The 19081-nt window shown below is 66.0% G+C and carries 17 protein-coding genes; 13 read left to right on the top strand and 4 right to left on the bottom strand.

Going from position 1 to position 19081, the window contains the following annotated elements; genetic code table 11:
- Nucleotides 1–2 precede the first annotated feature (2 nt).
- The 9 genes from ASG11_RS10395 (at nucleotide 3) to ASG11_RS10435 (ending at nucleotide 9690) form a co-directional block, all read left to right on the top strand.
- Nucleotides 3–614 carry an NADH-quinone oxidoreductase subunit J gene (locus ASG11_RS10395; protein ID WP_055778675.1) on the top strand — a complete coding sequence of 204 codons (612 nt, stop codon included), beginning with the start codon at nucleotides 3–5 and terminating at the stop codon, nucleotides 612–614.
- Between the two features lie 46 nt (nucleotides 615–660).
- Entirely contained in the window at nucleotides 661–966 is a 306-nt protein-coding gene (gene nuoK, locus ASG11_RS10400; RefSeq protein ID WP_055778679.1) for an NADH-quinone oxidoreductase subunit NuoK, read from the top strand.
- 7 nt (nucleotides 967–973) lie between these two features.
- Nucleotides 974–3064, top strand: coding sequence for an NADH-quinone oxidoreductase subunit L (nuoL, locus tag ASG11_RS10405; RefSeq protein ID WP_055778682.1), 2091 nt, complete (start codon nucleotides 974–976; stop codon nucleotides 3062–3064).
- An 11-nt stretch (nucleotides 3065–3075) separates the two neighbouring features.
- Nucleotides 3076–4617, top strand: coding sequence for an NADH-quinone oxidoreductase subunit M (locus ASG11_RS10410; RefSeq protein WP_055780695.1), 1542 nt, complete (start codon nucleotides 3076–3078; stop codon nucleotides 4615–4617).
- Nucleotides 4614–6059, top strand: coding sequence for an NADH-quinone oxidoreductase subunit NuoN (nuoN, locus tag ASG11_RS10415; protein WP_055778685.1), 1446 nt, complete (start codon nucleotides 4614–4616; stop codon nucleotides 6057–6059). The genes ASG11_RS10410 and nuoN overlap by 4 nt, the downstream gene beginning before the upstream one ends.
- A 5-nt stretch (nucleotides 6060–6064) precedes the next feature.
- Complete coding sequence (locus ASG11_RS10420) at nucleotides 6065–6760, top strand: biotin--[acetyl-CoA-carboxylase] ligase (protein ID WP_156363799.1); 696 nt, start codon at nucleotides 6065–6067, stop codon at nucleotides 6758–6760.
- A 103-nt stretch (nucleotides 6761–6863) separates the two neighbouring features.
- A complete protein-coding gene (locus tag ASG11_RS10425; protein WP_055778691.1) occupies nucleotides 6864–7646 on the top strand; it encodes a type III pantothenate kinase in 783 nt (260 codons plus the stop codon).
- 185 nt (nucleotides 7647–7831) lie between these two features.
- Complete coding sequence (locus ASG11_RS10430) at nucleotides 7832–9412, top strand: ribonuclease J (protein WP_055780698.1); 1581 nt, start codon at nucleotides 7832–7834, stop codon at nucleotides 9410–9412.
- An 8-nt stretch (nucleotides 9413–9420) separates the two neighbouring features.
- Nucleotides 9421–9690, top strand: a complete 270-nt coding sequence (locus ASG11_RS10435) for a DUF1467 family protein (RefSeq protein ID WP_055780701.1) — start codon at nucleotides 9421–9423, stop codon at nucleotides 9688–9690.
- A 198-nt stretch (nucleotides 9691–9888) separates the two neighbouring features.
- Here the strand turns inward: ASG11_RS10435 and ASG11_RS10440 are convergent, their stop codons facing one another.
- A complete protein-coding gene (locus tag ASG11_RS10440) occupies nucleotides 9889–12210 on the bottom strand; it encodes a hypothetical protein (protein ID WP_082472706.1) in 2322 nt (773 codons plus the stop codon).
- Nucleotides 12211–12307: 97 nt separating this feature from the next.
- Here ASG11_RS10440 and ASG11_RS10445 point away from each other — a divergent pair, with 97 nt between their 5' ends.
- The 4 genes from ASG11_RS10445 (at nucleotide 12308) to ASG11_RS10460 (ending at nucleotide 16408) form a co-directional block, all read left to right on the top strand.
- A complete protein-coding gene (locus ASG11_RS10445) occupies nucleotides 12308–12601 on the top strand; it encodes an Hpt domain-containing protein (protein WP_055778693.1) in 294 nt (97 codons plus the stop codon).
- A 65-nt stretch (nucleotides 12602–12666) separates the two neighbouring features.
- On the top strand, nucleotides 12667–13848 hold the full coding sequence (locus ASG11_RS10450; RefSeq protein ID WP_055778696.1) for a hypothetical protein: 1182 nt from the start codon (nucleotides 12667–12669) through the stop codon (nucleotides 13846–13848).
- A 35-nt stretch (nucleotides 13849–13883) separates the two neighbouring features.
- Nucleotides 13884–15023, top strand: coding sequence for a DUF2336 domain-containing protein (locus tag ASG11_RS10455; protein ID WP_055778698.1), 1140 nt, complete (start codon nucleotides 13884–13886; stop codon nucleotides 15021–15023).
- Complete coding sequence (locus ASG11_RS10460; RefSeq protein ID WP_055778701.1) at nucleotides 15020–16408, top strand: sensor histidine kinase; 1389 nt, start codon at nucleotides 15020–15022, stop codon at nucleotides 16406–16408. Before ASG11_RS10455 ends, ASG11_RS10460 begins: the two co-directional genes overlap by 4 nt.
- Here ASG11_RS10460 and ASG11_RS10465 read toward each other — a convergent pair.
- From ASG11_RS10465 to ASG11_RS10475, 3 genes are all read right to left on the bottom strand, one after another.
- Complete coding sequence (locus tag ASG11_RS10465; RefSeq protein WP_055778703.1) at nucleotides 16374–17447, bottom strand: AI-2E family transporter; 1074 nt, start codon at nucleotides 17445–17447, stop codon at nucleotides 16374–16376. The two genes, ASG11_RS10460 and ASG11_RS10465, sit on opposite strands and share 35 nt — an antisense overlap.
- Nucleotides 17448–17580: 133 nt before the next feature.
- The gene (locus ASG11_RS10470) at nucleotides 17581–17781 is read right to left on the bottom strand and encodes a hypothetical protein (RefSeq protein ID WP_055778707.1); all 201 of its coding nucleotides are present in this window, start codon (nucleotides 17779–17781) and stop codon (nucleotides 17581–17583) included.
- 1 nt (nucleotide 17782) lies between these two features.
- Nucleotides 17783–19066: a citrate synthase gene (locus ASG11_RS10475; protein ID WP_055778709.1), complete on the bottom strand. Its 1284-nt coding sequence runs from the start codon at nucleotides 19064–19066 to the stop codon at nucleotides 17783–17785.
- Nucleotides 19067–19081: the final 15 nt, after the last annotated feature.

Genomic DNA, 19081 nt, shown 5'->3' on the forward strand with positions numbered 1-19081 from the left:
CCGTGATCCAAGCCATAGCCTTCTACCTCTTCGCCGCGATGGTGATCGTGTCGGGTGCGCTGACCATTACGGCGCGCAACCCGGTGCATGCCGTGCTGTGGCTGATCCTGGCCTTCTTCAACGCCGCCGGACTCATGGTGCTGGTCGGCGCCGAGTTCATCGCGATGCTGCTGGTGATCGTCTATGTCGGTGCGGTCGCGGTGCTGTTCCTGTTCGTCGTGATGATGCTGAACATCGATTTCGCCGAATTGCGGCAGGGCTTCGCGCGCTATGCGGCGATCGGCCTGGTGCTGGCGATCGCGCTGGCGGCGGAGATCATGATCGCGTTCGGCGCGTGGAGCGCGGGCGGGTTGCAACTGTCGCGGCGCGCGGCGGTGATCGACAACGCGGTGCCGAATATCGAGGCGATCGGGCAGTTGCTCTACACGCGCTATCTGTTCGTGTTCGAGGGCGCGGGGCTCGTTTTGCTGGTGGCGATGATCGGGGCGATCGTGCTGACGCACCGCGAGCGCGGCGGGGTGCGCGGTCAGAATATCGCGCGTCAGGTCGCGCGCCGTCCGCAGGATGCGACCCGCAACACGCAGCCGGGCGTCGGCCAGGGGGTGGAATTGTGATCCTTCGACAGGCTCAGGACGTACGGTTCAGCGGAGTGCTTCGCACGTGATCGGTTTGACGCACTATCTGGTCGTCGCGGCGATCCTGTTCGCGCTGGGCGTGGTGGGCATCATCGCCAACCGCAAGAACCTGATCGTCATGCTGATGGCGGTCGAGCTGATCCTGCTCAGCGTGAACCTGAACTTCGTCGCTTTCTCCAGCTATCTGCACGATCTGGTCGGACAGGTGTTCGCGATGTTCGTGCTGACCGTCGCGGCGGGCGAGGCGGCGATCGGCCTCGCCATCCTGGTGATCTATTTCCGTGGGCGCGGGACCATCTCGGTCGACGACGTCAACCGGATGAAGGGGTGATCGAGTAGTGAACGCGATCCTCTTCGTCGTCTTCCTGCCGCTGCTGGCCGCGATCGTCGCGGGCCTGGGCCGCAACGTGATCGGGCTGGTGCCGTCCAAGGTGATCACCACCGGCGCGCTGTTCGCGTCGTGCGCGCTCAGCTGGCCGATCTTCCTCTCGTTCATCGGCGGTAGCGCCGAGGCCTATGTCGTGCCGGTGCTGCACTTCATCCATTCCGGCGACATGAACGTGTCCTGGGCGCTGAAGGTGGATTCGCTGACCGCGGTGATGCTGGTCGTGGTGACCAGCGTCTCGGCGCTCGTCCACCTCTACAGCTGGGGCTATATGTCGGAGGACGACAGCCAGCCGCGCTTCTTCGCGTATCTGTCGCTGTTCACCTTCGCGATGCTGATGCTGGTGACGGCCAACAACCTCGTGCAGATGTTCTTCGGCTGGGAAGGCGTCGGCCTCGCCAGCTATCTGCTGATCGGGTTCTGGTTCAAGAAGCCGAGCGCCAATGCCGCGGCGATCAAGGCGTTCGTCGTCAACCGCGTCGGCGATCTGGGTTTCATGCTCGGCATCTTCGGCACGTTCCTGGTGTTCGGCACCGTTTCGATCCCCGAGATCCTGGCCGCCGCGCCAGGCATGGCCGGATCGACGATCGGATTCCTCGGGCACCGCTTCGATACGATGACGGTGCTGTGCCTGCTGCTGTTCGTCGGTGCGATGGGCAAATCGGCACAGCTTGGCCTGCACACATGGTTGCCGGACGCGATGGAAGGCCCGACGCCGGTGTCGGCGCTGATCCACGCCGCGACGATGGTCACGGCGGGCGTCTTCATGGTCTGCCGCCTGTCGCCGATGTTCGAAACGAGCCCGGTCGCCTTGGGCGTGGTGACGACGGTGGGTGCGGCGACGTGCCTGTTCGCCGCGACCTGCGGCCTGGTGCAGACCGATATCAAGCGCGTGATCGCCTATTCGACCTGCTCGCAGCTCGGCTACATGTTCTTCGCGGCGGGCGTCGGCGCGTACGGTGCGGCGATGTTCCACCTGTTCACGCACGCTTTCTTCAAGGCGCTGCTGTTCCTCGGTGCCGGATCGGTGATCCATGCGATGCATCACGAACAGGACATGCGCTATTATGGCGGCCTGCGGAAAAGCATTCCGGTGACGTTCTGGGCGATGATGGCGGGGACGCTGGCGATCACCGGCGTCGGCCTGCCGGCGGTGTTCGGCAACCATCTGGCGATCGGCTTCGCCGGCTTCCATTCGAAGGACGCGATCATCGAGGGTGCCTGGGCGGCGGGCCAGCCTGGCGTTTGGTTTGTCGGCGTGCTGGTCGCGTTGCTGACGAGCTTCTATTCGTGGCGTGTGATGTTCCTGACCTTCTACGGCGCGCCGCGCTGGGCGCAGTCGGAGCATATCCAGCATGCGATCCACGATGCGCATGGTCACGGCCATCATCATGACGATCACGACGACCAGTCGATCGAGGATACGACCGCGCATCCCCACACGCACGATGCCGACGCGCATGACATGCCGGAAGGGACGGGGGGCTATCATCCGCACGAAAGCCCGCTGCCGATGCTGATCCCGCTGGTCGTCCTGTCGATCGGTGCGATCGCGGCCGGCTTCGCGTTCCACGGCTTCTTCATCGAACCCGAAGCGGGCGAGCGGTTCTGGCATAACGCCATCGCGTTCCGCGAGCATCTGATGCACGAAATGCATGGCGTGCCGACGGCGATCAAGCTGAGCGCGACGATCGCGATGCTGCTCGGCCTGTGGACCGCGTGGATGGCGTATATCCGCAACCCGGGCTTCCCGGCGAAGCTCGCCGCGCAGTTCAGCGTGATCTACGATTTCCTGCTGCACAAATGGTATTTCGACGAGCTGTATCACCTGATCTTCGTGCGCCCGGCGTTCGCGATCGGACGGTTCTTCTGGCACCGTGGCGACGAGAAGACGATCGATCGCTTCGGGCCGAACGGCTCGGCGTGGCTGGTGCAACAGGGCACGCGCGTCACCGCCAGGGTGCAAACGGGGTATCTCTATAGCTATGCGTTCGTCATGCTGATCGGCCTGACCGCCGCGATTACCTGGGCGATTTCCCAATGAGCGGTGGGATTGTGAGCGGCTTTCCCATCCTGAGCGTGATGCTGGCAATCCCCGCGGTCGCGGCGGTGGCGTGCCTGTTCGTGTCGGCGAACACCGCGCGGTGGCTGGCGCTGGCGGCGACGTTGGTGGATTTCGTGCTCGGCATCGGACTGTGGACGCAGTTCGATATCGGCGGCCCGCAATGGCAGTTCGTCGAACATGCGGGGTCGCTCGGCGTGTTCGACTGGAAGCTCGGCATCGACGGCTTCGCGCTGCTGCTGATCATGCTCAGCGTGTTCCTGATGCCGATCTGCATCGGGGCCAGCTGGGTCGCGATCACCAAGCGCGTGCCGGAATATATGGCGGCGTTCCTGCTGACCGAAGTGCTGATGATCGGCACGTTCGCGGCGCAGGATCTGTTCCTGTTCTACATCTTCTTCGAAGCCGGCCTGATCCCGATGTATCTGATCATCGGCATCTGGGGCGGGGCGAACCGGATCTACGCGAGCTACAAATTCTTCCTCTACACGCTGCTCGGATCGGTGCTGATGCTGGTCGCAATGCTGTGGATGGTGAATGCGGCGGGCACGAGCGACATCCCGACGCTGATGAACACCGATTTCCCGGCGCATGCGCAAGTCTGGCTGTGGCTCGCCTTCTTCGCCTCGTTCGCGGTGAAGATGCCGATGTGGCCCGTCCACACCTGGCTCCCCGACGCGCACGTTCAGGCACCGACGGCGGGGTCGGTGATCCTGGCCGGCGTGCTGCTGAAGCTCGGCGGATACGGTTTCCTGCGTTTCTCGCTGCCGATGTTTCCGGAGGCGAGCGCGGAGCTGACGTGGCTGGTGCTGACGCTGTCGGCGGTGGCGGTGATCTACACCTCGCTCGTCGCGCTGGTGCAGTCGGACATGAAGAAGCTGATCGCCTATTCGTCCGTCGCGCACATGGCGATCGTGACGATCGGGCTGTTCGCGTTCAACCAGCAGGGCATCGAGGGCGCGATGATGGTCATGCTGTCGCATGGTCTGGCGTCGGGCGCCCTGTTCCTGTGTGTCGGCGTGATCTACGACCGGCTGCACACGCGCGAGATCGATCGCTACGGCGGGCTGGCGATCAACATGCCGCGCTATGCCCTGTTCTTCCTGCTGTTCACGATGGCGTCGATCGGCCTGCCGGGGACGAGCGGGTTCGTCGGTGAGTTCCTGTCGCTGATGGGCACTTACAAGGTATCGACCTGGGCGGCGTTGCTGTGCACGACCGGCATCATCCTGGGTGCGGCGTACATGCTCTATCTGTACCGCCGCGTGGTGTTCGGCGATCTGGTGAAGGACGACGTGAAGGCGATGCCGGACCTGTCGTTGCGCGAGATCGCGTTGCTGGCACCGATCGCCGCGGTGATCCTGTGGATGGGCGTCTATCCGGAGAGCTTCATGGCACCGATGCGCGGGGACGTTTCGGCCTTGGTCGCTCGCGTGGCGCGGGCCGCGCCGGCCGGGGACAGCAAGCCGACGATTGGAAAGGCACCGGCGGTCATGCCCGCGCATGCCGGGGAACATGCCGGGGATCATCAATGAGCACGTCCGCCAACCTGTTGTTGACCCTGCCGGAGGTCGTGCTGGCGCTCGGCGCGCTGGCACTGATGCTGGTTTCCGCCTGGGGTGGCCAGGCGTCGACCAAGGCCGTTTCATGGACTGCCGTCGCGGTGCTGGCGGGGGCGGGGATCGCGCTTGTCGGCCCCAGCTCGCATGGCGGCCTGGCGTTCGACGGACTGTATCATGCCGATGCGTTCGGCGCGTTCGCTAAGGTGCTGATCTACATCGCGGCCGCGGTCGCGATCATCATGGCGCCACGCTTCTTCGAACGTACCGCGGGCGACGATCTGCGACCAGAATATCCGGTGCTGATCCTGCTCTCGGCCGCAGGCATGGGCATGATGGTGTCGGCGGGCGACCTGCTGACCTTGTATGTCGGCCTCGAACTGCAGAGCCTCGCGGCGTACGTGCTGGCGAGCTTCATGCGGCGCGATACGCGCTCGGCCGAAGCCGGCCTTAAATATTTCGTACTCGGTGCGCTGGCGAGCGGCATCCTGCTCTACGGCATCTCGCTGATCTATGGGTTCAGCGGTTCGACGATCTTCGACCAGATCTCGGCGGCCTATGCCGGCAGCAAGTCGCTCGGCCTGACGTTCGGGCTGGTGTTCGTGTTCGCCGGTCTGGCGTTCAAGATCAGCGCCGTGCCGTTCCATATGTGGACGCCCGACGTCTATGAGGGCGCGCCGACGCCGGTGACGGCGTTCTTCGCCAGCGCGCCCAAGGTCGCGGCGATGGCGATGGCGGTGCGCGTGGCGATCGAGGCAATGGGCCCGGCGACCGATGCCTGGCGGCAGATCGTGATCTTCGCCGCTCTGGCCTCGATCATCCTGGGTGCGGTCGCAGCGATCGGACAGAGCAATATCAAGCGCCTGCTGGCCTATTCGTCGATCAACAATGTCGGCTTCCTGCTGGTCGGCCTTGCCGCGGGCACGGAAGCCGGGGTTGCCTCGGTGCTGTTCTATCTCACCGTTTATGTCGTGGTGACTTTGGGCAGTTTCCTGGTGGTGTTGCAGATGCGCGATGCCAGCGGGCAACCGGTCGAGACGATCGCGAGCCTGTCCGGCCTGTCGCAGACGCGTCCCGGTCTGGCGGCGGCGCTGGCGATCTTCATGTTCTCGCTCGCCGGAATTCCGCCGCTGCTCGGGTTCAACGCGAAGCTGGCGGTGTTCAAGGCGGCCGTCGATGGCGGGCTGTATCCGCTGGCGGTGGCGGGCTTCGTCGCGTCGGTGATCGGGGCCTATTATTACCTGCGCATCGTGAAGGTGATGTATTTCGACGATCCGGCACCGGAATTCGAGCGCGGTGGCAGCGTGGTCGAGGGCGGCCTGATCGCGGCGGCGGCGGTGTTCGTGTCGCCGATCGGGTGGGTGCTGCTCGCGCCGCTGGGCGTGTTGACGCTGAGCGCGGCACAGTCGCTGTTCTGAGCAATATTCGCACCGTCGCGGAGACGGGATCGACCAATGCCGACATGCTGGCGCTCGCGCGTAGCGGGGTGGCCGAAGGCCTGTGGCTGCGTGCCGAGCGGCAGTCGAGCGGGCGTGGGCGACAGGGGCGGACGTGGGTTTCGCCGGTCGGAAACTTGAGCGCCAGCACATTGGTGCGGCTGCGGGTGACCGATCCACAGGCGGCGACGCTTGCGCTGGTCGCGGCGGTGGCGGTTGAGGAGACGGTGTCGGTCTATCTGCCCGCGCGGGCGGCGCTCAAATGGCCGAACGATCTGCTGATCGATGGCGCGAAAGTCTCCGGTATCCTGCTGGAACGCGCCGATGACGCGGTGGTGATCGGCATCGGCGTCAATCTGGCGCATCATCCCGCAGGACTAGAGCGTCGGACGACGAACCTGGCGGCGCAGGGCGTGACGCCGGAAGCCGCCGAGTTTCTGGAAACGCTGGCCGAAAGCTTCGCGCGGTGGCTGGCGCGTTGGCGGGGCGAGGGGATCGCCCCGGTGCGCGGCCGCTGGCTGGAGCGGGCGCACCCCCTGGGGACCGCGTTGACCGCGCATCTGCCCGATGGCAGCGCGGTGGAAGGGCTCTTCCAAGGCCTCGACGCGGACGGAGCGCTGATCCTGCGCTTGGCGGATGGCACTGCGCGTGTCATTCACGCCGCCGATGTGTTCCTGATATGACTCCCGCCTCCGTCCGTTTGGAACGTAGTCGAGAAACTGTTCCGGAGCGCCCAACTTCCGTGTCCCGACTGCGCTCGACACGAACGGTGAGGAACTAGTCCCGATGCTTCTCGCGATCGATGCCGGAAATACCAATGTCGTGTTCGCCCTGCTGGAAATGGGGACGATCAAGGCGCGCTGGCGCATCGCGACCGATCCGCGCCGGACGGCCGACGAATATGCCGTCTGGTTGAGCCAGTTGCTCAGCCTGGAAGGCTATGATCGCAACGACGTCACCGGCGTGATCATCGCCACGGTGGTGCCGCGCGCGCTCCACAATCTGCAGGTGCTCGCACGCAAGTATTTCGGGGGCGAACCGCTGATCGCCGGAGAGCCACCGGTCGAATGGGGCATGGCACTGGACGTCGACGAACCGCGGTCGGTCGGGGCGGATCGCGCCGTCACGATGATCGCGGCGCACGCGCTGCATCCCGGCGACCTGATCGTGATCGATTTCGGCACCGCGACGACGTTCGACGTGGTCGATTATTCCGGCGCTTATAAAGGCGGTATTATCGCACCCGGCATCAACCTGTCGCTCGACGCGCTGGTCACCGCCGCCGCCAAGCTGCCGCGCATCGCGATCGAGGCGCCGGCCGGCACCAGCGTGATCGGGCGGGACACGGTGAGCCAGATGCATATCGGCATCTATTGGGGCTATGTCGCGATGATCGAGGGGCTGGTCGCGCGGATGAAGGCCGAGGTCGGCCGCCCGGTGAAGGTGATCGCGACCGGCGGGCTCGCCACCTTGTTCGAGAAGCAGACCGATGTTTTCGACGTCATCGAAAGCGACCTGACCATTCAGGGGCTGGCGATGCTGTGGGATCGCGCCCATATAGACGCTTAAGAGTTTCGAGTGCGCGCCCTTGGTTGCGGCGCCCCGCTCTTCCTCAACGAGATCAATCGCGCCTTACCGCGCACCACCCGCCGTCCGCCAAGATGCGATCAAACGGCTGAATAAGAAAGACAATAGTGACTAATCCAAAGAAAGAACTCCTTTACGTCGCGCTCGGCGGCTCCGGCGAAATCGGCATGAACGTCAACCTGTACGGGTGCGACGGCAAGTGGGTGATGGTGGATTGCGGCGTGACGTTCGCCGATCCGCAATATCCCGGTATAGATCTGATCCTGCCCGATCTGTCCTTCATCGAAGAGCGGCTCGACGATCTGGTCGGTATCGTGCTGACGCACGGGCATGAGGATCATATCGGCGCGCTGCCGTATCTCGCCGAGGATCTCGGCGTGCCGCTCTATGCCACGCCGTTCACCGCTGGGCTGATCCGTGGGAAGCTGGACGAGGAAGGCAATGCCGCTCGCGTCAAGCTGAAGACCATTCCGGTGGGCGAGAGCTTCGACCTGGGGCCGTTCCACTTCACCTTCGTGCCGATGGCGCATTCGATTCCGGAGCCGAGCGCGCTGCTGATCGATACGCCGTATGGCCGCATCTTCCACACCGGCGACTGGAAGCTGGACGACTCGCCGCAGGTCGGCAGCCCGGCCACGCCGGCGCGGCTCAGTGCGATCGGCGATAGCGGCATTTTGGCGCTGGTGTGCGATTCGACCAACGTGTTCAACACCGAGGCTTCGGGGTCCGAAGCGGACGTCCGGATCGGATTGATGGAGACGGTGGCGAAGGCGCGTGGCCGCGTGCTGGTGACGTCGTTCGCATCGAATGCCGCACGGCTGCACACGCTGGGCGAAGTGGCGCGCGAGACGGGGCGCAAATTGTGCGTCGCGGGGCGCTCGCTCGATCGCATCCTGAAGGTTGCGAAGGCGACCGGGTATCTGAAGGATTTCCCCGAGACGATCGATCCCGAGGCGGCAATGCGGCTGCCGGCAAACAAGCTGCTGGTGATCGCGACGGGCGGGCAGGGCGAGGAGCGCGCGGCGCTCGGTCGGGTCGCGGCCGGATCGCATCCGATCTCGCTCGATGCGGGCGACACGGTGATCTTCTCGTCGAAGCAGATTCCGGGCAACGAGGTCGCGATCGGCCTGATCCAGAACAAGCTGGCGGCGAAGGGCGTGGTGATGGTCACCGATCGTCAGGCGCATGTCCACGTGTCGGGCCATCCGGGGCGGCCGGAACTGGCGCAGATGTATCGCTGGATGCGGCCGCAAGTGCTGATCCCGGTGCATGGCGAGATGCGGCACCTGATGGAGCAGGCGCGTTATGGCCTGTCCGAGGGCGTGCCGCGCGCGCTGGTGCAGACCAACGGCGATATCGTGCGACTGGCACCGGGCGACCCGGTCAAGATCGGCAACGCGCAGTTCGGGCGGCTGGTGCTCGATGGCGACGTGATCTTGCCGGGCGACGGCCAGACGATCAACGAACGGCGCAAGCTGGCGGTGAACGGACAGATTTCCGTCGCGGTGGCGATCGACAAGGGTGGTCGCCTGATCGGCGAGCCGCAGGTGCGGTTGCAGGGCATACCGGTCGAGGAAGACCGCGATCCGTTTATCGACGAAGCGACCGATGCGCTGATCCAGGCGGTGCGGCAGGGCGGGCGTGACCGCGCCAAGCTGCGTGAATCGCTGCGGCTCGCGGTGCGTCGTGTCGCGACGCGCTGGACCGGCAAGAAGCCGATCGTCGACGTGCTGCTGATTGAGGCCTGACGGACATGATGAAGTGGACCTCCGCGCTGGCGATCTACTTCCTGTTCTGGTCGCTCTCCGTGTTCCTCGTCCTGCCGTTCGGAGTTCGAACGGCGGACGAGGCCGGGGCGGCGCGCGTGCCGGGGCAAGCCGAAAGCGCGCCGCACGAGTTTCGCGCCGGACGCATCGCGTTGCGTGTGACGGTGGTGGCGACGGTGTTGTTCGTGCTGTTCCAGCTTAATTATATCTATGGTTGGATCACGCCGCAGATCATCGACCGGATCTTGCCGGCGGAGTGATTGGGCGTTTCACGTACTCTTCGGAATAACAAAGCTGCCGTCATGCTGAACTTGTTTCAGCATCTATCGTGCCGCACATTCCGTCGTTTCGAGGTGAGGTAGGCAGGCGAGCGGTGATCCTGGTAGTTGAACCGGTGGTCTTGGCCTTGCCGCACGATGGATCCTGACCTGCATCAAGATGACGGCAGTTCGTAGGGGTTACGTTCGCAGGCGCTCGATCGCTTGCGCGAGGGCGACGTAGAGCTTGCCCATGTCCGACGACAGCAACGTCACGCCAAGCGGGGAGCCGTCACGCTGGGCGAGGATCGTGCGGAGCATCGCTTCGAAATCGTGGATGTAGCGATTGACCTGCTCGCGGAAGGCCATGTCGTCATCGTAGAGGCGGACGATGTCACGGGCCTCGCCAGTGTCGATTAGGCGCACCGCGCGGCGCGTGAAGACGCCGCGATCGCCCTTTAGATAGGCGGCCCACGCGCTGTCGGTGACTTCGGCGGAGAAGGATTTGGTGATGTCGATCGAGGCCGAATTGAGCGCCTCGATCAGGAGCGACACGCGCTTGGCGAGCGAATCCTTGTCTGAATTCTCGCGTTCGGCGCGCTCCTCCTCGAAACGACTTTCGACCAACGCGGTCGAATCGGCGATCGCCAGCATCTGCTGGGTAAGGCGATCCGACGCACGCGCGGCGGCAAGGACGGCATCGTCGGCGGCGCGGGCGATCGCGGTGATCTGCTGATCGACGGCGCCTTCGGTCGCGCGGCGCATCGCGGCGGCGCTGGCCGCTTCCAATGCATCCGCCGCTTCGGGAATGACGCTGGCCATGGTTTCGCGGGCGCGATCGGCAGCGGCGCTGGCGGTGTCGCGAACGCGGAGCAAGGCCTCGACGAGACGCGGCGCGGCTTCCTCGGCGAACAGATTGGTACGTCCGATCGTCTCGTCGACCATCTGGCCGATCTCGTCGGCCTTGATCCGGCCGTTGTTGAGCGTGGCGATCATCGTGCCGGAAAGCTTGTCGAGTACGTCGCGCTGGCCGGAAATGACCTGTGCGATCGCCTCGATCGCGTCGTGCGTGCTTTCCGCCGCGGTGACGAGTGCGAGCAGTTCGGGTTTGGCGTCGCTGACCACGCGACGGCTGCCGGCGATGCGGTCGTCGAGGCGGGCGAGCGCATCGGGCAGGGTCTCGTCGATCTCGCGCGCGGCCGCATCGAGCGCGACGAGCAGATGTTCGGTCGTGTTGATCGTGTTGCGCGCCATGTCATCGCCGGTCTTCAGCGCCTCGGTCATCGCATCGGCCGAGCCGCCGAGCGCGCTGATCGACGCGGCAAGCGTCTGCGTGCGATCGATGCCCTGGCCGTGCAGCGCGTCGAGGCGGCCCGAGACCCGGGTGATGCCGCTGTCGAGCTCGTGGATGATCGCGTCGCTGGCGGTGCGCTGGTCGCTTAACCGGTCGGCGATGCGGTCGATCAGCGATTCGATCGCGGCGATGCGCGTGGACAGCGCCTCGGCGCTGTCATGGCCGACCCGGTCCAGGGCGGCCTGATTGGTGCCGAGCATCGCCAGCATCGCCTCGCCCTGCGCGGCGATGCCCTTGCGCGCTTCGTCCACGGCATCGGCGGTGCGGCCGAGCAGACCGTCGACCGCATCCGACATCTGGCCGGTGACCTGTTCGAGACGTGCACCGGCCGTCTCGCCGGTCGCCTCCATGCGCGTGATGTGAGCGGCAAGGCGCTGCGCCGCTCCGCTGGCGAGATTGTCCGCCTCGCGACCACGTTCGGCAAGTGCGGACAATTGTGCGTCCAGCGCGGCGGCGTGGGAGGCGGCGGACAGGCCGGTCGCCTCCAGCGACTGGGCGAGGTCGCCGGTTTCCTTGTGCGCGCGCGGCAGTATGGCGGTAAGCACTTCGAGCTTGGCGTGTGCGGCGGCGGCGGCTTCCGCCAGCGTGCGGGCATGGGCGTCGGTGGCCGTGACCTGATCGGCCAGACCGGTACCGATCGTGGCGAGTCGGCCAGCAGCGCCATCCCCCAGCGCCAGCAGTGTCGTGACCTGCTCGGCGAGCCGTGCGCGGTTCGCGTCGATGGTTTCCGAAAGCATCGCCACGGTACGCTCTAGGCTGGCAGCCTCCGCGCGCATCGCCTGGGCGGTCCTGCCGAACCGGCGCGCTTCCGCCGTGCTGGTTCGGAGCGAGAGCAGCAGCAGGATGCCGATCAGTGCCGGCGGGACGCATAAGGTGGCGATGAAGCCGGCCAACGCGATCGGCGTGCTGTTGTCGAGCGTCGGCCAGGCAAAATACAGCGCGCCACCGATCCAGCCAAACGAGACCAAGCCGCCCAGGATCGGCAGGATCAAACCGGTCCAGCTGGAGGATTCGTAGTGATCAATCATCTCGACATCGTATCTGGCGGGGGCGGGCGAGGGTGCGGCGTCTTCAGGCTCGCCAAGATGTTCCAGCAGCAGTTCGTCGTCCTCCGGCAAAGCATCCGACCGGTCGGATCTGAAATCGACGATGCGAGAACCCCCGTTCATCCCCACCGTTTACCATGAATCGTCGGACAAGGAAGCGAATAGCGAAACTTCGAATTAAGGGATGGGGCATTAAGAGATCGGCCGTGAGGAATGTTGGATGGCTTATGATCCCGGTGCAATCGATGCGGCCCTGGCGGCGGCGGTGGGCGACGAACCCGCGCTGATCGCGGAACTGCGCGGCGCGTTTCTTGAGAGCGTGCGGCGTGGGCTCGAAGGCCTGGAGGCCGCGCAGGGTGACGATCACTGGCAGGCCGCCGCCGCGCGGCTGAAGGGGCTTGCGGCGAGTTTCGGCGCGGTCCGGCTGATGGCGCTGGCGACCGAGGCCGCGAATGCGCCGGCGCAGGATGTCGGCGTGCTGAAGAGACTGAAGCGCGCGGTGGAGCGGCTCTAGCCTCCGTCCGGGGCGATCAACCCGGCCTTTGCCAATCGCCGCACGACCGCCTAACACCCGCCGCCATGCTGGCTGGACTGATTTTCGCGACCGACGATGCCGATGACCGGCCGGGCATGCTGGCGGCGACGCTGCCGTTCGGCGGGCTGACGCTGATCGAGTTTCAGGCGCGGCTGTTGGTATCGGCAGGCGTAAGCCAGGTGATCGTGGTGGTCGCGCGGCTGACGCCCGAACTTCTCGGCGCGATCGCGCGGATCGGGCGGCGTGGAGCGTCGGTGGATGTCGTGCGAACGGCGACCGAGGCGGCGGAGAAGTTGCATCCGCTTGCGCGCGTTCTGGTGGTGGCGGACGGGTTGGTCACGACCAGCGACGTGATGGCGGTGATGGCCGAGGATGGCGGCGATGCGCTGCTCACCGTGTCCGATCGCGATGCGTCTCCCGGGTTCGAGCGGGTCGGTTCGGAAACCGCGTGGGCGGGGCTGGCGCGGCTGGAGGCGAAGCGGATCGCCGAAGTGGCGGCGATGCCGAAGGATTACGATTTCCAGTCGACCCTGTTGCGGGTTGCGGCGCAGGCGCGGGCACGGCATATCGCATTGCTGCCCGGCACGGCGGGCGGGGCGCATGGCATCGAGCGCGACTCGCGCACCCTGGCCGAGCGCGGCAACGTCATTCTCGCCGCTCTGGTCTCGAAGCCCCTGGTGTGGGCGGACCGCTATATCCTCGCTCCGCTGGCGCGGCTGGCGCTGCCGCTATTGATGGCGCGGGTCGTGCCGAGTTGGGCGGTGTGCGCGGCGGGCGTTGTCCTGGGGCTGGCGGCGCTGGCGGCAATCCTGTTCGGGCTGAGCTGGGGCGGCGTGCTCCTGGCGATCGTGGCGAGCCTGGCGTTCACGATCGGCTCCGCGCTGGCGTGGCTGCGCGACGAGGAACCGCTGGCGCGGTTCCAGACGGCCGCGATTCCCGGAGTGGCAGCATTGTCGGCCTTACTGATCGGGCACGTCACGAGTGTCGCGCAAGGCACGGCGACCGGCTGGACCCTGGCGATCGCGCTGGTCGTGGCGGCTATGCTGATCGAACGGGCGGCGGGCGCGGGTGTGCGGCGACGCTGGTGGGGCAGTCCGGTCGCGTACCTGCTGACGATCCTGCCGTTCGTTGCGACCGGCCTGCCACTGATCGCCTTGGCGGCGGCAGCGCTATACGCCACCGTCACGCTATCAGCCGCGATCGAGAGCATTCGCGAAAAGCCTTAGTCTGGTTTTAACGACAACCGCCTAGACCGGGCGTCATGTCGACAGAAGTTCGCGACCCGGATGATGGACCCCTGAAGCGGGCCGACCTGCTGATCGCGCGCGCGGCGGCGGCGGACGAGCGCGCGCATCTGCGGCTGGCGGCAGCGATCGACGATTTCTTCCTGCCCGACGATGCTCGGCTCGACGATCGGATGCGTGGCGGTATCGCGGCGGCGCTGACGGCTCTGGTTGCGGGCGTCGAAGGTGCGCTGACCCAGCATGCCGGGCGACTGCTCGTCGCGCGCGCCGAACCCGAACTGGCGCTTCGGCTGACCGGCAATCCGGTCTCGGTGCTCGACCGGCTGGTCGCCGCCGGGCTGTTGCGCGATAGCGAGATGATGCGCGAGTTGATCGCGCGGGTGCGTCAGGACGTGATCGGCGACGCCTTGCCCGCCGCCAGCCCGGCCGAACTGGATGCCCCCAGCCTATTGACCCGCCTCGCCAATCACGGCGATTCGGTGGTCGCCGGTGCGGCGACCGCGTTGTTCGCGGCGGAAAGTCGCCGGCGTGGCTCGATCGAAGGCGCGATGCAGACCGATCTGCCGGCCGAGCTGCACCACCGGCTCGTCTGGTGGGTGGCGGCGGCGCTGCGAGAGCGGTGCGAGACGCGGGGCGAGGATCTTGCCCAGGCCGACCCGACGATCCTAGACCGGGCGCTGGCCGAAGCCGCGGTCCGCAGCCTGGCGGCGCACGACGAAGGCGATCGACTGGAGGCGGCGGCGATGCGGCTTGCGGTCGCCTATGAGGCCAGCCCGCAGGAGTTGCCGGCCGTATTGGTCGAGGCGCTCGGCGATCGGCGGATCGCTTTGTTCATTGGCGTGTTGTCGCATGCGGTGGGTCTGGATTACGAACAGGGGCGCGATATCGTCAGCGATGCGGATGCCGGACGTTTGTGGCTGGTACTGCGCGCGCTGGAGATCGATCGTCAGGCGATCGCGCGGATCGGACTGGCCTTGTGCGAGGCCGATCCACGTCGTGACCTGGAGGACTTTGCCGATGCGCTCGACGATATCGCCGCAATACCCGCCGATCGTGCGCGGGCGGCGTTGGCCCCGTTGAAACTGCATCCGGATTATCGCGCCGCGCTGTCGGCGCTGACTCGCGGCCGCGCTACGGCGCGGGGTCGGCGCGGGTGAACGTGGTCGATCCCGGCCTGCCGCCGGTGCGTGGACTGATCGACCCGCAGGGGCGGTTGGTTGAAGCGGAGCAACGCCTGAACGAATTGAACGCACGCGCCGGCGGAGCGATCGGCCAGGCGGTCGCGATCCCACAGATCGCGACGCTCTCACGGCTGGCGCAGCGGCTGGGCATCCTTATCTCGCGCGCCGTGGTGGCCGGAGACGGCGACGGCGATGTGGACCTGTGGGTGAAGGCCGATCCGACGGCACAGGGCGTGCGGCTGGAGATCACCGGCTGGCGGCTGCGAGCGGCCTGGCGGCCAGGCGCGTCGGACGATGAACGCGACACGGATTTCCTGCGCAGCGGCGCGGATTGGCTGTGGGAATCGGACGCATCGTTGCGTCTGACGTTCCTGTCGGCGGGCGCGGGCGCGCGTCATGGTTTCGACGTCGACGAGATGCTCGGCAAGCCGCTGACCGGCCTCTTCGCGCTCGGCGAGGACAAGGAAGGAGCGTTCCCGATCCTCGGCGGGCTCGCGATGCGACAGCGGTTCGACGACCAGCGCGCGACGCTGCGGCCGACCGGGCAGGCCGTGCGGCTCGCGGCGACGCCGCGCACCGACCGAATGGGCGTATTCGCCGGCTTTGTCGGCGCGGTGCATATGATCGCACCGCAACCGACCCGGTCCGAACCGGCGGCCGGGATCGTCGAGGCACTGTCGGGCGATTTCGCCGCACGGCTCGATGCGGCCCTGCGCTTTCCACTCGGGCGGATCATCGCCAATGCCGACAGCATCAATGCGCAGTCGGAAGGCCCGCTACGGCAGGACTATGCCGATTACGCTGCCGACATCGCCAGTGCCGGCCGGCATCTGATGGGGCTGGTCGATGATCTGGTCGATCTGCAGGCGATCGAGCGACCCGATTTCACCGTCGCTTCCGAAGCGATCGACCTGGCCGACGTGTCGCGCCGCGCCGCCGGCCTTCTGGGGTTGCGCGCGGGCGAGGCCAGCGTGCGGATCGACAAGCCGGCACCGGAGGATGCATTGCTTGCGACCGGCGAATTCCGTCGCGCGTTGCAGGTGCTGGTCAACCTGATCGGCAACGCGGTGCGCTATTCGCCCGAGGGCGGAATGGTGTGGATCCGCACCGAACGCGAGGGCGAGGTGGCGGCGGTGATCGTCGCCGATCAGGGCAAGGGCATCGCGATCGAGGATCAGGAACGGATCTTCGAGAAGTTCGAGCGCGTCGATGCACGCGAGCCGGGCGGCAACGGGCTGGGCCTGTACATCGCCCGGCGCTTGGCGCGGGCGATGGGCGGGGACATTACCCTAGACAGCGCGCCGGGGCAGGGCGCGCGGTTCGTGTTCACGCTGCCGTACGGGGCGCCTGCTCGGGCTTAGCCGGTTCGAGCCATTCCTGCAGGACCAGCAGCAGGGCGGCCATGATCACCGGGCCGACGAACAGCCCGACCAATCCCAACTCGGCCAGCCCGCCGAACGCGCCGATCATCGCCAGCAGGAACGGTAATTCGACCGCGCTGCCGATCACCGAAGGCTGCACGACATTGTCGCCGATCGTCATGACCGTCGCCCCGAACGCGAAGAGCACGGCGCCCGCGAGGACATGCCCGGTCGAGAGCAGGATCAGGCTGGCGAGGCCGAAGATCAGCCACGCGCCGAACGGGATCAGCGCGAGAATGACCGTGAAGGTGGCGAACAGCAGAGGCTGGGGCACGCCGGCGACGGCGTAGCCGATGCCGATGATGCCGCCCTCGACCACGGAGACGAGAATGGTGCCATTGACGGTGGCCCGGACCGCGCCGGTCATTCGGGACAGGAATTCTCCCCCGAAAGCGCCGAACATGCCGATGAAGATCGTGCGCGCCTTCACGGCGATCGTCCGGCCGCTGGCGAGCAGCGAAACCAAGGCGAGCAAAGTCACCAGGAACAGTGCCGATTCGCGTGCCACCTCGCCGCCGATCGAGCGGGTCCAGCCCAGGATCGATCCCGCGCTGAGCGTGCCGAGCAGGGCATTGGCCGCCTGCGGGTTGGCGACATGCTCCTGCCAATAGGTGGCCACGCGCGCGCCGATCAGCGGTATGCCGGGCAGCCATGAGGGAGCGGCGATGCCGAACTGTTGCGCGTGTTTCAGCCAGGCGATCGCGCCGTCGCTTTCCTGTGCCAGCGTGACTGCGGCGAGCGAGAGCGGCAGGACGACCAGCAATGCGGTGGCCAGGGTGAAGCCGAGCGCGATCGTGCCGGGATGTCGAGGAAAGCGCTTGATGGCGCGGCGATATAGCGGCCATTCGGCGATCGCGAGGACCGCGGCCCAGGCGATCGGGGTGAGGAATTCGAGCGCCATCCACAAGGCGAGCAAAACGATCGCAATGGTCAGCACGATCTGCCGCTGGTGAACGCCGTTGGATCGGGGATTGGACATGATCAGGTAGCCGCCTTCCGGTGCGGATATTGGCAGATTGTAACCTGTAGCGCACTAAATATGGTTGGCGCGCAAGGACCTGCCGGCCCGGAGCGGGCCGGGCAGGCAGCGACCGTTTGGACCTTAGTCTATCTCAGCGCCGGCGCGACCACCAGATCGCGATCACGCCGAGCAACGCGAGCAGGGCGCCCTTGACGGCCCATTCGCGCTGATCGAGCATGAAATTGCCCTTGGCCGGCCAGTGCACATAGCCAAGGCCTTGTCCGACCCACAACAGTCCCATCGCCACCGCGACGACGCCGACAACCAGGACGAGGATGCGGGTGAAGGGCATGTCAGCGCTTGTCCACGGGGACGTAATCCCGCTGCGTCGGGCCGGTGTAGAGCTGGCGCGGACGACCGATCTTCTGCTCCGGATCGGCGATCATCTCGTTCCACTGAGCGACCCAGCCAACGGTGCGGGCGAGTGCGAACAGGGCCGTGAACATGGTGGTCGGGAATCCGATCGCCGAGAGGATTACGCCGGAGTAGAAATCGACGTTGGGAAACAGCTTCTTTTCAATGAAATAGGGATCGCTGAGCGCCATTTCCTCGAGCTTCAGCGCGACGTCGAACACGGGATCGGTGACACCGAGTTCGCCGAGCACCTCGCGCACGGTTTGCTGCATCACGGTCGCGCGGGGATCGTAATTCTTATAGACGCGGTGGCCGAAGCCCATCAGGCGGAACGGATCGTTCTTGTCCTTGGCGCGGGCGATGAATTCCGGAATCCGGTCGACCGTGCCGATCTCGCGCAGCATGTTGAGCGCGGCTTCGTTGGCGCCGCCATGCGCCGGACCCCACAGACAGGCGATACCCGCCGCGATGCAGGCGAACGGATTCGCGCCTGACGAACCGGCGAGACGCACGGTCGAGGTCGAGGCGTTCTGTTCGTGATCGGCGTGCAGGATGAAGATGCGGTCCATCGCCTTCTCGACGATCGGGTTCACCACATAGGGCTCGGCCGGGACGCCGAAGGTCATGCGCAGGAAGTTGCCGGTGTAGCTGAGCGAATTGTCCGGATAGAGGAACGGCTGACCGGTCGAATATTTATACGCCATCGCCGCGATCGTCGGCATCTTGGCGATCAGGCGGTGGCTGGCGATCATGCGCTGCTGCGGATCGGTGATGTCGGTCGAATCGTGGTAGAAGGCCGACAGCGCGCCGACGACGCCGCACATGATCGCCATCGGATGCGCATCGCGCCGGAAGCCGCGATAGAAGGTCGCGAGTTGTTCGTGCAGCATCGTGTGGCGGCTGATCGTGTGGCTGAACGTGTCCAGCTCGTCCTTCGACGGCAGTTCGCCGTTCAAAAGGAGGTAGCTGACCTCCATGAAGCTGGAATCCTCGGCGAGCTGGCCGATCGGATAGCCGCGATGCAGCAGCACGCCTTCGTCACCGTCGATATAGGTGATCGCCGAATCGCACGAAGCGGTGGACGTGAAGCCCGGATCGTAGGTGAACTTGCCGGTCTGGGCATAGAGTTTGCGGATGTCGATCACGTCCGGCCCGACGGTGCCCGACAGGACGGCGCTTTCGATTTCCTTGCCGCCGACGCTCAGCTTTGCGGTCTCGCTCATACTACGTCCTTTTCT

The organism is Sphingomonas sp. Leaf357, assembly GCF_001423845.1.
Taxonomy (GTDB): Bacteria; Pseudomonadota; Alphaproteobacteria; order Sphingomonadales; family Sphingomonadaceae; genus Sphingomonas.